This window comes from Streptomyces luteoverticillatus (assembly GCF_003970715.1).
GTDB classification, from domain to species: domain Bacteria; phylum Actinomycetota; class Actinomycetes; order Streptomycetales; family Streptomycetaceae; genus Streptomyces; species Streptomyces abikoensis.
In genome coordinates this window covers 3890038-3902666 of record NZ_CP034587.1, presented here as the reverse complement: position 1 = coordinate 3902666, position 12629 = coordinate 3890038, and the positions used below count along the sequence as shown (strand labels likewise).

General features: G+C 71.7%; 10 protein-coding genes. 7 read left to right on the top strand and 3 right to left on the bottom strand.

Annotated elements, in window-relative coordinates; all coding sequences use genetic code 11:
* The first annotated feature begins 39 nt into the window (after positions 1–39).
* Positions 40–1032: an ATP-binding protein gene (locus EKH77_RS17290; protein ID WP_126915258.1), complete on the top strand. Its 993-nt coding sequence runs from the start codon at positions 40–42 to the stop codon at positions 1030–1032.
* A gap of 8 nt (positions 1033–1040) precedes the next feature.
* Here EKH77_RS17290 and EKH77_RS17285 read toward each other — a convergent pair whose 3' ends face one another.
* On the bottom strand, positions 1041–2261 hold the full coding sequence (locus EKH77_RS17285; RefSeq protein WP_206279868.1) for a hypothetical protein: 1221 nt from the start codon (positions 2259–2261) through the stop codon (positions 1041–1043).
* 296 nt (positions 2262–2557) lie between these two features.
* On the opposite strand from EKH77_RS17285, the gene EKH77_RS17280 reads away from it, so the two are divergent.
* From EKH77_RS17280 to EKH77_RS17255, 6 genes are all read left to right on the top strand, one after another.
* Positions 2558–4543 carry a carbonic anhydrase gene (locus EKH77_RS17280; protein WP_240667387.1) on the top strand — a complete coding sequence of 662 codons (1986 nt, stop codon included), beginning with the start codon at positions 2558–2560 and terminating at the stop codon, positions 4541–4543.
* Between the two features lie 251 nt (positions 4544–4794).
* Positions 4795–6762, top strand: coding sequence for an acetate--CoA ligase (acs, locus tag EKH77_RS17275; protein ID WP_126915256.1), 1968 nt, complete (start codon positions 4795–4797; stop codon positions 6760–6762).
* Between the two features lie 220 nt (positions 6763–6982).
* The gene (nhaA, locus tag EKH77_RS17270; protein ID WP_126915255.1) at positions 6983–8380 is read left to right on the top strand and encodes a Na+/H+ antiporter NhaA; all 1398 of its coding nucleotides are present in this window, start codon (positions 6983–6985) and stop codon (positions 8378–8380) included.
* A 101-nt stretch (positions 8381–8481) separates the two neighbouring features.
* On the top strand, positions 8482–8940 hold the full coding sequence (locus EKH77_RS17265) for a phage holin family protein (protein ID WP_126915254.1): 459 nt from the start codon (positions 8482–8484) through the stop codon (positions 8938–8940).
* Positions 8937–9932 (top strand): alpha/beta fold hydrolase, encoded by a 996-nt coding sequence (locus tag EKH77_RS17260; protein ID WP_126915253.1) that lies wholly within the window; start codon positions 8937–8939, stop codon positions 9930–9932. Before EKH77_RS17265 ends, EKH77_RS17260 begins: the two co-directional genes overlap by 4 nt.
* 231 nt (positions 9933–10163) lie before the next feature.
* Positions 10164–10382 (top strand): hypothetical protein, encoded by a 219-nt coding sequence (locus tag EKH77_RS17255; protein ID WP_126915252.1) that lies wholly within the window; start codon positions 10164–10166, stop codon positions 10380–10382.
* Between the two features lie 183 nt (positions 10383–10565).
* On the opposite strand, the gene EKH77_RS17250 is transcribed toward EKH77_RS17255, so the two are convergent.
* Complete coding sequence (locus EKH77_RS17250) at positions 10566–11765, bottom strand: MarP family serine protease (protein ID WP_126915251.1); 1200 nt, start codon at positions 11763–11765, stop codon at positions 10566–10568.
* 93 nt (positions 11766–11858) lie between these two features.
* On the bottom strand, positions 11859–12575 hold the full coding sequence (locus EKH77_RS17245; RefSeq protein WP_126918110.1) for an NUDIX hydrolase: 717 nt from the start codon (positions 12573–12575) through the stop codon (positions 11859–11861).
* Positions 12576–12629: the final 54 nt, after the last annotated feature.

Sequence of the window (12629 nt, the reverse complement as noted above, 5' to 3'; positions counted from 1 at the left end):
CTCTCACTTAGCGCACCCCTGCACCTACTCTTGGTGAACATGAAGATCGCTTTCGTGGGGAAGGGCGGCAGCGGCAAGACCACGCTCTCCTCCCTGTTCATCCGCCACCTCGCCGCCGACCGCGCCCCCCTCATCGCGGTGGACGCGGACATCAACCAGCACCTGGGCGCGGCGCTCGGGCTCGACGAGGTGGATACCGCCACGCTGCCCGCGATGGGGGCACGACTCCCCTTGATCAAGGACTATCTGCGCGGCGCCAACCCTCGCATCGCCTCGGCGGAGACCATGATCAAGACGACCCCGCCGGGCAACGGCTCACGGCTGCTGCGCATCACCGAGGACAATCCGGTCTACGAGGCGTGCGCCCGTACGGTGGCGCTGGACGACGACGCGTCCGTCCGGCTGATGGTCACCGGCCCGTTCACCGATTCCGACCTGGGCGTCGCCTGCTACCACTCGAAGGTCGGCGCGGTGGAGCTGTGCCTGAACCACCTCGTGGACGGGCCGGGCGAGTACGTGGTCGTCGACATGACGGCGGGCAGCGATTCCTTCGCCTCCGGGATGTTCACCCGTTTCGACATGACCTTCCTCGTCGCCGAGCCCACCCGCAAGGGCGTGTCCGTCTACCGCCAGTACAAGGAGTACGCGCGGGACTTCGGCGTCGCGCTGAAGGTCGTGGGCAACAAGGTGCAGGGGCAGGACGACCTCGACTTCCTGCGTGCCGAGGTGGGTGAGGACCTGCTCACGACGGTCGGTCACTCCGACTGGGTGCGGGCCATGGAGAAGGGCCGACCGCCCCGCTTCGAGCTGCTGGAAGAGGTCAACCGGCAGGCGCTGCGCGTCCTGCGCGAGACCGCGGACGCCTCCTACGAGCGGCGCGACTGGCAGCGCTACACCCGCCAGATGGTCCACTTCCACCTCAAGAACGCGGAGAGCTGGGGCAACGCCAAGACGGGCGCCGATCTCGCCGCGCAGGTCGATCCCGCGTTCGTGCTGGACGAGGCGCTGCTGGCTACCGCGCAGCCCGTCTGACGGTTGGGCTACCGCGCAGCCCGTCCGACCGTGGCGCCGAAGAACCGCGCCCAGCCGTTCTTCGGCGCCTTGCCGATCTCCAGCTCGCGCAGGTCCGCGAGCAGCCGGGGGTCCTGGGCGTCCAGCCAGTCCGCCAGCTGTTTGAAGGAGACACAGCGCACGCCCGCCTTCGGGCAGACCTTCTTGATGACGCTCTCGACGGCGCGCATGTACGTGCCGCCGTTCCAGGACTCGAAGTGGTCGCCGACAAAGAGCGGGGCACGGTTGCCCCGGTACGCCCGCTGGAAGCCGGCCATCAGGCCGTCGCGCATCTGTCTGCCCCACGCCTCCCGCCGGTCGGGGTCGCCCGCGGTCGTACCGGACTGGTTGGCGAGGAAGTTGTAGTCCATCGACAGCGTCTCGAAGTCGCGGCCCGGGACGGGGATGTCCTGCAGGGGGAAGTCCCAGATGCCTCGCAGCTTCCGGGGCCAGACCTGCCGTCCGCCGATGGAGCTCGCGTCGTAGCGGAAGCCCATGGCCTTGGCCGCCGGGATGAGGTTGCGCTGGCCCTCCAGGCAGGGCGCCCGCCCGCCGACCAACTCCTTGCCGTAGTCGAACGGAAGGGGTGGCTCCGACCTGAGCCCGGCGTTGGTCCGCCAGTGCCTGACGAACGACTCCGCCTGCCGGATCTCGCTCACCCACTCCTTGCTGCTCCAGGTGCCGACGCCACCGTGGGCGCCGCAGAAGTGGCCGTTGAAGTGGGTGCCGATCTCATTGCCCTCGAGCCAGGCGGCGCGCATCTGCGCCACGGTGTCGCGCACGCCTTCGACGTCGTTGAAACCGATGTCGGAGGCGCCGGCGGGGTGCCGGGGTGGGTCGTAGAGCTTCCTCTTGGTGGCGGGGAGCATGTAGACGCCGCTGAGGAAGTACGTCATGGTCGCGTGGTACTTCCTGCCGACGGCACGGAAGTGGGAGAACAGTTTCTGCTCGTCCTCGCCCGCGCCGTCCCACGAGAAGACGACGAACTGCGGCGGTCGTTCACCGGGGTGGAGGCGGCGCGGGACGGGCTGGCCGGGCTGAGGGCCGGTCTCGGCGGTGGAGCCGTCGCCGATCAGCCGGACCGGCCGCCCGGCCGGGTGCGGGCGGGCCGGCGCCCGCCGCCCGCCGGCGGGGGCGTCGGGTGTCGCGGCCCCCGAGGCCAGCGCCAGGGCCGTCAGGCCGCCGAGCGCGATTCTCCATGCAGCAGCCATGAGCCACCTCGCCGTTCGATTCGCCTGTCCGGCGGGGCGGGCAGGCGTTCAAGCGACGCCACCATCGCATGGGGTCAAAACTGAACAAAGGAGGCAGGCATTTAAAAATACTTATTCGCTCATTCAGGGGAAGGGTCCGGGCATTCCCTCGCCAGCCCTTTACTCTGCATTACGATCCGTTTACCGAGAGTTGATGGACGCCTGTTCGTCGCAGCCGCTCCCGCCGCTGCCCGCCGTGACCACGGCCGCGCATCCAGCGCGACCGCGCCGCCCCGACGATGAAGACGGGACCGACGATGCCCCCTCAGCAGACCCAGCAGACCCCACCCTCCCCGGCGCTCCGCCAGGACGGTCCCCGCGAGCCCGGTGGGCGGAGCCGGTCCGCCTGGTCCCGGGATCTTCCCGCCTCCGCCGCCGTCACCCTGGCCGCCGTTCCCCTCTCCCTGGGGATCGCCCTGGCGGCGAGCGTCCCCTTCCATGCCTGCCTGATCGCGGCGGCCGTCGCCGGCATCGCCGGAGCGGTGTTCGGCGCCGCCCCGGCCCGGGCCGGGGGCGCGGCCGCCTGTCTGGTGCTGATGGCCGCGGAGCTGGCCCAACGCCAGGGCTGGCAGGTCACCTGCGCGGTCATCGCGCTCGTCGGGCTGGCGCAACTCGCCCTCGGCGCCTCACGAGTGGCCCGTATGGCGTCGGCGTTCAGCCCCGCGGTCGCGCGCGGGATGCTCGCCGGGGTGGGAGCAACGATCGTCCTCGGTCAGGCGCCCGTCGTCCTGGGCGCGGGCCCTCAGCCCTCCGCCCTGGCCGGGCTCCGGGCCTTGGGCGCGGAGTTGACGCGTCCGCAGCCCGCCGCGCTCTGGGCCGCTGCCGTCACAGCGGTGGTGCTGGCGGCCTGGCCCCGGCTGCCCGGCGGAGCGGGGCGGCTGCTGCGGCTCGTCCCCGCTCCGTTCGCCGCGCTCGCCCTGGCCATGGGCGCGAGCCTCTCCCTGGACACCCCCCGGATCTCCTTCGCTCCCTGGGAGTCCCGAGTGCTGCCCGGCCTGCCGGACGGCCCGGTGCTCGGCATCTTCGCGGCGGTCCTGACGCTCACGCTCGCCGCGAGCGCGCAGTCGCTGCGATCCCTGCTGCCGGTGCCCGTCCAGGAGTGGCTGCGCCCTCGGGACGCGGGGTCCTCCGGCTCCGCATGGCTCGGGTCCCACGCGGGCGCGGCGGTGTGCGCCGTCTGTGTGCTGCTGTGCGCGGGGCTGCCGACGGCGGTGCCGGAGCTGGTCCCGCTGTCCTCCGTGGCCACCCTCGCCATCGCGGCCGGGCTGAGGGCGGCGGATCCCGCCCAGGTCAAGCAGCTGTCGCGACACAGGGAGTTCCCCATGTACGTGGCCACGCTCGGATCGGTGCTGCTGCTGGGAGTACTTCAGGGCGTCGTGGTGGGCATGGTGATCGCCGCGCTGCTCTCCCTGCCCCGGGTCGTACGCACCCTCCGGGGCGGCGGCAGGCCCGTCACGGACCCCACCGGTTCCACCGCCCACCGCCCCTGGACCCCTTGGCGTCATCACGACCGCGCGCCCCACGCCGGTGAGGAGGCCGAGCCCTGCGAGACCGGGCGGCTCCTCGGCGGGGTGAGCGCCTTCCAGCGCGACACCGCCCCACTGGTCCGCGACGAGCTGGCCAGGCTCGCCCGTGAAGGACAGCGCCCCAGCCAGCTCTTCCTCACCTGCGCCGACTCCCGGCTGGTGACCAGCATGATCACCTCAAGCGGCCCCGGGGATCTGTTCACCGTGCGCAATGTCGGCAATCTGCTGCCCCCGCCAGGCGACGACGGAAGCTGCGACTCGGTCGGCGCCGCCGTGGAGTACGCCGTGGAGGTACTCAAGGTCGGCAGCATCACCGTCTGCGGGCACTCGGGATGCGGCGCGATGCAGGCACTGCTGGATCTGTCCGCCTCCCCCGCCGGACTTGGCCTCGTCTCCGGCCAGACGCCGCTCACCCGCTGGCTGCGGCACGGCCGGCCCAGCCTCGCCCGTATGCAGCGGATCGGCCGGCTGGGGCGCGGGGAGGTGGCGCTGGCCGACCGGCCCGTCGCGGACGACGTCGAGCGGCTGGCGCTCGTCAACATCCTGCAGCAGCTCGACCATCTGATGGCTCACGCCTGTGTCGCCCGTCGGGTGGCCGAAGGATCGCTGCAACTCCAGGGGATGTACTTCCATGTCGGCGAGGCCCAGGCCTATGTCCTGGACCGGAGTTCGCGCACCTTCACCGCCGTACGGCCCGCCGTCCTGGACGCCGTATGACCGACCCCGCCCCGGCACTCCGTTCCGCCCGCCTCAAAGCCTCCGCCCAAAGCCTCGCCCGGCGCCGTCTCCCGGCACTCCGGTCCAACGCCCCCGGTGCGCCCCGCGGGCCGCACCACCCCCTCTGACCTCGGCACATCAACTTTCCATAAGGTCTAAACCACTTTTTGTCCACACCCCTTGTCAGGGTGCGTCCCGGCCTGATGAGCTATGGCCGGGACGTAACGAGCCCCCTGGGAAAGGGAGATGTCGTGAGCAACGAAAGCCTGGCCAACCTTCTGAAGGAGGAGCGCCGCTTCGCACCGCCCGCCGGTCTGGCCGCCGAGGCCAATGTGACCGCCGAGGCGTACGAGCGGGCGAAGGCTGACCGGCTGGGCTTCTGGGCCGAGCAGGCCCGCCGCCTGAGCTGGGCGACCGAGCCGACCGAGACCCTCGACTGGTCGAATCCGCCCTTCGCCAAGTGGTTCGCCGACGGCAAGCTCAACGTGGCGTACAACTGCGTCGACCGCCATGTGGAGAACGGCCTGGGCGACCGCGTCGCGCTGCACTTCGAGGGTGAGCCCGGCGACAGCCGCTCGATCACCTACGCCGAGCTGCAGCGCGAGGTCTCCCGCGCCGCCAACGCCCTGCTGGAGCTGGGCGTCCAGGCGGGCGACCGCGTCGCCATCTACCTGCCGATGATCCCCGAAGCGGTCGTCTCGATGCTGGCCTGCGCCCGCATCGGCGCCCCGCACTCGCTGGTCTTCGGCGGCTTCTCCGCCGACGCCCTCGCCACCCGGATCAACGACGCCGACGCCCGCGTCGTCATCACCGCCGACGGCGGCTACCGGCGCGGCAAGCCCTCCGCGCTCAAGCCCGCGGTGGACGAGGCCCTCACCCGCCCCGGCACCGAGAACGTCCGCAGCGTGCTCGTCGTCCGCCGCACCGGCCAGGAGGGCATCGACTGGACCGAGGGCCGCGACGTGTGGTGGCACGAGCTGGTCGAGCGTCAGTCCGACCAGCACACCCCCGAGGCCTTCGACGCGGAGCACCCGCTCTTCATCCTCTACACCTCCGGCACCACGGGTAAGCCCAAGGGCATCCTCCACACCACCGGTGGCTACCTCACCCAGGCGTCCTACACCCACCACGCCGTTTTCGACCTCAAGCCGGAGACCGATGTCTTCTGGTGCACCGCCGACGTCGGCTGGGTCACCGGCCACTCGTACATCGTCTACGGCCCGCTGAGCAACGGCGCCACGGAGGTGCTCTACGAGGGCACCCCCGACAGCCCGCACCAGGGCCGCTGGTGGGAGATCGTCCAGAAGTACGGCGTCACGATCCTCTACACCGCCCCCACCGCCATCCGCGCCGCCATGAAGTGGGGCGACGACATCCCCGCCAAGTTCGACCTCTCCAGCCTGCGGATCCTGGGCTCGGTCGGCGAGCCCATCAACCCCGAGGCGTGGGTCTGGTACCGCAAGCACATCGGCGCCGACACCACCCCCGTCGTCGACACCTGGTGGCAGACCGAGACCGGCACCATGATGATCAGCCCGCTGCCCGGCGTGACCGAGACCAAGCCCGGCTCGGCCCAGGTCCCGCTCCCCGGCATCTCCGCCACCGTCGTCGACGACGACGGCAACGAGGTGCCCAACGGCCACGGTGGCTACCTCATCCTCACCGAGCCCTGGCCCTCCATGCTCCGCACCATCTGGGGCGACGACCAGCGCTACCTCGACACCTACTGGTCCCGCTTCGAAGGACGCTACTTCGCCGGCGACGGCGCCAAGAAGGACGAGGACGGCGACATCTGGCTCCTCGGCCGCGTCGACGACGTCATGCTCGTCTCCGGCCACAACATCTCCACCACCGAGGTCGAATCCGCCCTCGTCTCGCACCCCAAGGTCGCCGAAGCCGCCGTCGTCGGCGCCACCGACCCCCAGACCACCCAGGCCATCTGCGCCTTCGTCATCCTGCGCAGCGGCGTGGACGCCGAGGCCGAGGGCCTCACCGAGGAACTGCGCGCCCACGTGGCCAAGCAGCTCGGCCCGATCGCCAAGCCCAAGCGGATCCTGCCCGTGGCCGAACTGCCCAAGACCCGCTCCGGCAAGATCATGCGCCGCCTGCTCCGCGACGTGGCCGAAAACCGCACTCTCGGCGATGTGACCACTCTGACCGACTCCTCGGTCATGGACCTCATCCAGGCCAAGCTCCCCGCCACCCCCAGCGAGGACTGAGCGCGAAAAACACCCGCGTAACCGCAGGTCAAAGCCCTGCGGGTGAAGGGCGCCCGACAGCACATCGGGTGCCCTTCACTCTTTCCGGCTAAGGTAAGTACTTGTCGCGTCAATACTGCGACAAGAATCTAGGGCGCGCCGGGAAGTCTGGTCGGCAACACAGCACACGTGTACGCGTGTGTTTTCAGACCGTCAGACCGACCCCAGGAGGTCCACCACCGTGGCCGCGTCCAAGAACCAGCGTTCCGTCTTCCTCGGCAGGCTCTCCCTGCCCGAACGGAACTATCTCGCGGACGCGCTGCGCACCGAGACCGTGGGCGGCGTTCTGCTGCTCGTCGCCGCCGTCGCCGCGCTGATCTGGGCGAACACCCCGGTGCGGGAGAGCTATGAGACCGTCCGCTCCTTCCACCTCGGCCCCGGAAGCCTCGGGCTGAACCTGTCCGTCCAGCACTGGGCGGCCGACGGACTGCTCGCGGTCTTCTTCTTCGTCGCCGGCATCGAGCTCAAGCGCGAGCTCGTCGCGGGCGAACTCCGCGACCCCAAGGCGGCGATCCTGCCCGTCGTCGCGGCGCTGTGCGGCATGGCCATGCCCGCGATCGTCTACGCCCTGACCGCCTCGGCCGGCGGTGGCTCCCTGGGCGGCTGGGCCGTGCCCACCGCCACCGACATCGCCTTCGCCCTGGCCGTGCTCGCGGTCATCGGCACCGCCCTGCCGTCCGCCCTGCGCGCCTTCCTGCTCACCCTCGCCGTCGTCGACGACCTCTTCGCGATCCTCATCATCGCGGTCTTCTTCACGTCGAAGCTGAACTTCGCCGCCCTCGGCTTCGCCGTCGTGGGCCTGGCCGTCTTCTGGGTGCTGCTGCGCAAGGGCGTACGCGGCTGGTACGTCTACGTCCCGCTCGCGGTCGTCAACTGGGCGCTGATGTACAACAGCGGCGTCCACGCGACCATCGCCGGCGTCGCCATGGGCCTGATGCTCCGCTGCACCCGCCGCGACGGCGAGGAGCACTCCCCCGGCGAGCACATCGAGCACCTGGTGCGCCCGCTGTCGGCGGGGCTGGCCGTGCCGCTGTTCGCGCTGTTCTCGGCGGGCGTCGCGGTCTCCGGCGGGGCGCTGTCCGACGTCTTCTCCCGGCCCGAGACGCTGGGCGTGGTCCTCGGCCTGGTCGTCGGCAAGGCCGTCGGCGTCTTCGGCGGCACCTGGGCGGCGGCGCGTTTCACCAGGGCCGAGCTCAATCCGGACCTCAAGTGGCCCGATGTGCTGGCCGTGGCCTCCCTGGCCGGGATCGGCTTCACCGTGTCCCTCCTGATCGGCGAGCTCGCCTTCAGCGGCGACGCGGTCCTCACCGGTGAGGTCAAGGCGGCCGTGCTCGTCGGTTCGCTGATAGCCGCCGTCCTCTCCGGCACTCTCCTCAAACTGCGCGACAACAAGTACAAGAGGCTCTGCGAGGAAGAGGACCGCGACGAGGACGAGGACGGCATCCCGGACATCTACGAGCAGGACAATCCCGACTACCACCTGCGCATGGCCGCGAAGTACGAGGCCAAGGCGGCCGCGCACCGCAAGCTGGCGGAAGTGGCGGCAGGGCGCACCACCAGCGACGACGGTCCGGCATGATCTGAGAGTCTTTACATCCGCGGTGCGCTCCCCGTAAGGCCCGGACCAGCCGGACCGGAGCCCCGCGGAGGACGAAGCCGATGACGATGAGGGAGCAGGCGATGAGCGCAGCCGACGACGGCGCGAACCGCAGCCTCGGCCAGCTGGTGGCACAGGCCACCACCGAGCTGTCCGCGCTGGTGCACGACGAGATCGCACTGGCCAAGGCCGAACTGCGGCAGGACGCCCGGCGGCTCGGCATCGGCGGCGGCGCCATCGCCGCGGCCGGTGTCCTGGCGCTCTTCTCACTGCCGGTCCTCAGCTTCGCGGCGGCCTATGGCATCCACAACCTCGGGCTCGGGCTCGCCTGGTCGTTCCTGATCACCGGCAGCGCCTATCTGGTGATCGCGGCGGTGCTCGGGCTGCTGGCCGTGGCCAAGTTCAAGAAGATCAAGAAGCCGGAGAAGACCATCGCCTCGGCGAAGGAGACCGCGGCCGTGCTGGGCACCGTCAAGCCGCACCCGCGTCCTCTGGCAGACACGAGCCAGACGGACGCATCTGTGACACGCTCGACCGTATGACGGTGCCCGATACCTCCGCAGCGCCCGCGTCCCCCGAACCCGGCCGGCCCGCGACGCCCGCGGCCCCGGCAGCGGCGGCCTCGCCCGCCGCGGTCGTCCGGGCGGAGGGTCCGTGGACCCACCGGGACGTCGCGGCGAACGGGGCCCGGTTCCATATCGCCGAGATGGGCGAGGGGCCGCTGGTGCTGCTGTTGCACGGCTTTCCGCAGTTCTGGTGGACGTGGCGGCATCAGCTGCCGGCCCTCGCGGAGGCCGGGTTCCGCGCGGTGGCGATGGACCTGCGCGGTGTCGGCGGCAGCGACCGCACGCCCCGGGGCTACGACCCGGCGAACCTCGCCCTCGACATCACGGGGGTGGTCCGCTCCCTCGGCGAGCCGGACGCCGCCCTCGTCGGCCATGACCTGGGCGGGTATCTGGCCTGGACCGCGGCCGTGATGCGGCCCAAGCTGGTGCGCCGGCTCGTGGTCTCCTCGATGCCGCACCCGCGCCGCTGGCGGTCGGCGATGCTCGCCGACCCCCGGCAGAGCGCGGCGAGCTCCCACATCTGGGGCTTCCAGCGGCCGTGGCTGCCCGAACGGAGGCTGCTCGCGGACGACGCGGCGCTGGTGGGGCGGCTGATCCGGGAGTGGTCGGGGCCCCGGCTGCCGGACGACGAGGCCGTCGAGACCTACCGCCGGGCGATGTCGATCCCCTCCACGGCGCACTGCTCGATCGAGCCGTACCGGTGGATGGTGCGGTCCATGGCCCGCCCCGACGGCATGCAGTTCAACCGCCGGATGAAGCGGCCCGTCCGGGTGCCGACGCTGCATCTGCACGGGTCCCTCGATCCGGTGATGCGGACGCGCAGCGCGGCGGGCTCCGGCGAGTATGTGGAGGCCCCCTACCGCTGGCGGCTCTTCGACGGGCTCGGCCACTTCCCGCACGAGGAGGACCCGGCGGCGTTCTCGGCGGAGCTGATCGGCTGGCTGAAGGACTCCGAACCGGATCGCTAGGGCGGCACGAGAAGGCGGCGCGAGCAGGGCGCGAAGGGGTCACGAGACTGCCGGACGGACGGTCGCGGGGCGGTCGAAAGGCGGTCGCGACGGCTGCCGGACGAGCGGTCGCGGGGCCGCCGGACGGCCGACGGAACATCCGTCCACCGAACGGCCACTTGCCTCGCGCATAGGCCAATTGCCGGACCCGGGGGCGATTACCGACCTTTGGGCCCGGGCAGAGCTTCCGGTATGGGCTGGACGCACGACTACCGTGACGTGACGGACGTGACCGATGTGACGCAGGAGCGCGGCGCCGACGGCGATGCCGCGCTCGTGGTCACGGGGGCACTCGAGCCGGGCAGGCACGGGCCACAGGCCGGGCCCGACGGCAGGATGGGCATTCCACGCATCATCCGCCGGCGTGCGCGCTGGATGTCGGCGAGGCTGCGGCACCCCCGCAGCCGCTAGCCGCCCCGTCACCCGAGCCACGCGCTTACACCGCGAACCACCCCAGGGACCACGGGACCACCCGAAGCGCCGCCGGAGCGCCTCCGCGCGCCCCGAAGCCACGCCGACGTGCCCCCGCACGCCCCCGTACGCCCTTGCGCGCCCGTGTGCGGCGCTGTGACGGCCCGGATGGGGCAGAGGGCGTCAGAGAGCGCAGGACTGAGTGTTGACCCTGCCTGCCGCCGTACGGCCGTCCACGACGTCCTGGTGGACCTCGTCCGCGGTCAGCGCGTAGCCGGTGTCGGCGTCGTCGAGGGACTTGGCGAAGACCACGCCGTAGACCTCGCCGTCCGGCGTGAGCAGCGGGCCGCCGGAGTTGCCCTGCCGGACGGTGGCGTAGAGGGAGTAGACGTCGCGGCGGACGCTGCCGCGGTGGTAGATGTCGGGCCCGTTGGCCTGGACCCGGCTGCGGACGCGGGCGGCGCGCACGTCGTACGAGCCGTTCTCCGGGAAGCCGGCGACGATGGCGCTCTTGCCCGTCTCCGCGTCGCCCTGGGCGAAGGACAGCTCGGGGGCCTCCAGCGAGGGCACGTCGAGGACAGCGATGTCGCGCTTCCAGTCGTAGAGGACCACCCGCGCGTCGTGGAGGCGGCCCTTGCCGCCGACCTGCACGGTGGGCTCGTCGACCCCGCCCACCACATGGGCGTTCGTCATGACCCGGTGCGGCGCGAAGACGAAGCCGGTGCCCTCCAGGACTTTGCCGCAGCTGGGCGCGTTGCCCACGACCTTGACGATGCTGCGCTGGGCCTCGGTGGCGACGGGGCCGCCCGCGAGCCTGGGGTCGGGGGCGGGCACGGAGGTGATGGGCTCGGCGGAGAACGGCGCGAAGACCTGCGGGAAGCCGTTCTGCGCGAGGACCGTGCTGAAGTCCGCGAACCAGGTGTTGGTCTGCGGGGGCACCACGCGGGCGACGCCGAGCAGCACCTTGGAGCCACGGACCTCCCGGCCCAGCGTGGGCAGGGTCGTACCGGCGAGGGCGGAGCCGATCAGCCAGGCGACCAGCAGCATGGCTGCGACGTTGACGACGGCGCCGCCGGTGGCGTCCAGCGCGCGGGCCGGGGACCAGGTGATGTGACGGCGCAGCTTGTTGCCGAGGTGGGTGGTGGCGGCCTGGCCCACGGAGGCGCAGAGGATGACGATGGCGACGGCCGCGACGGCCGCGATCGTGCCCGGCTCGGCGTCGTCGGTGGCGCTGTCCCAGATCACGGGCAGCGCGTAGACGGCGGCCAGACCGCCGCCGAGGAAGCCGATCACCGAGAGCACGCCGACGACGAACCCCTGGCGGTAGCCGATGACCGCGAACCACACAGCGGCCACCAGCAGCACGATGTCCAGCACGTTCACCGAAGGATGCCTCGCATTGACGCCTCGTATGGATGTCGTCGTGGCCGACTTGATGTCGTCGTGGCCGACGGAGGGGCCACCGTCTCATGCCCGTCAGGAGTGGCGGTCCAGTGGGACCTCCCGATCGCGGTCCCAGGGCCGCTCCCAGCCCGCGTAGTGGAGGATCCGGTCGATCACTCCGGCCGTGAAGCCCCACACCAGGGCGGTGCCCACCTGGAAGGCGGGGCCGCGGTGGCCGCTGGGGTGGACGGCCATGGCGCGGTGCGCGGGGTCGGTGAGGTGGGAGACGGGGACGGTGAAGACGTGAGCGGTCTCCAGCGAGGAGACCGGCGCGACGGGGCTGGGCTCGCGCCACCAGCCCAGGACGGGCGTGACGACGAAGCCGCTCACCGGGATGTAGAGCCGGGGCAGCACGCCGAAGACCTGCACCCCGGACGGGTCGAGCCCGGTCTCCTCCTCGGCCTCGCGCAGCGCGGCCCGCACCGGGCCGTCACCGTCCGGATCACCGTCCTCGGGGTCGAGGGCGCCACCGGGGAACGACAGCTGCCCGGCGTGCGAGCGCAAACCTCCGGCCCGCTCCAGGAGCAGCAGCTCGGGGCCCCGCGCGCCCTCGCCGAAGAGGATGAGCACGGCGGACTGCCGCCCGCCCGTCTCCGGCGGGAGGAACCGGCTGAGCTGCCGCGGCTCCACGGTGCGCGCGGCGCGCTCCACCGGCTCGAGCCACTCGGGCAGCCCCCGCGCGGTGACGGTGACCGCCGCGGCCCCCGCGATCCCGGTCTCCCCCGTGCCCGCGCCGTACGTGCTCGCCATCCGTCTCCCCCGGTGTTCGTCGGCCGCGCCCCGGTCCTGCGGGGCGCGGTCCCG

Coding starts and splice junctions, on each gene's coding strand:
- EKH77_RS17285 (WP_206279868.1), bottom strand. CDS start 2,261: ATGGCTGCTGCATGGAGAATCGCGCTCGGCGGCCTGACGGCCCTGGCG.
- EKH77_RS17265 (WP_126915254.1), top strand. CDS start 8,482: ATGAGCGCAGCCGACGACGGCGCGAACCGCAGCCTCGGCCAGCTGGTG.
- EKH77_RS17290 (WP_126915258.1), top strand. CDS start 40: ATGAAGATCGCTTTCGTGGGGAAGGGCGGCAGCGGCAAGACCACGCTC.
- EKH77_RS17280 (WP_240667387.1), top strand. CDS start 2,558: ATGCCCCCTCAGCAGACCCAGCAGACCCCACCCTCCCCGGCGCTCCGC.
- EKH77_RS17255 (WP_126915252.1), top strand. CDS start 10,164: ATGGGCTGGACGCACGACTACCGTGACGTGACGGACGTGACCGATGTG.
- EKH77_RS17260 (WP_126915253.1), top strand. CDS start 8,937: ATGACGGTGCCCGATACCTCCGCAGCGCCCGCGTCCCCCGAACCCGGC.
- EKH77_RS17245 (WP_126918110.1), bottom strand. CDS start 12,575: ATGGCGAGCACGTACGGCGCGGGCACGGGGGAGACCGGGATCGCGGGG.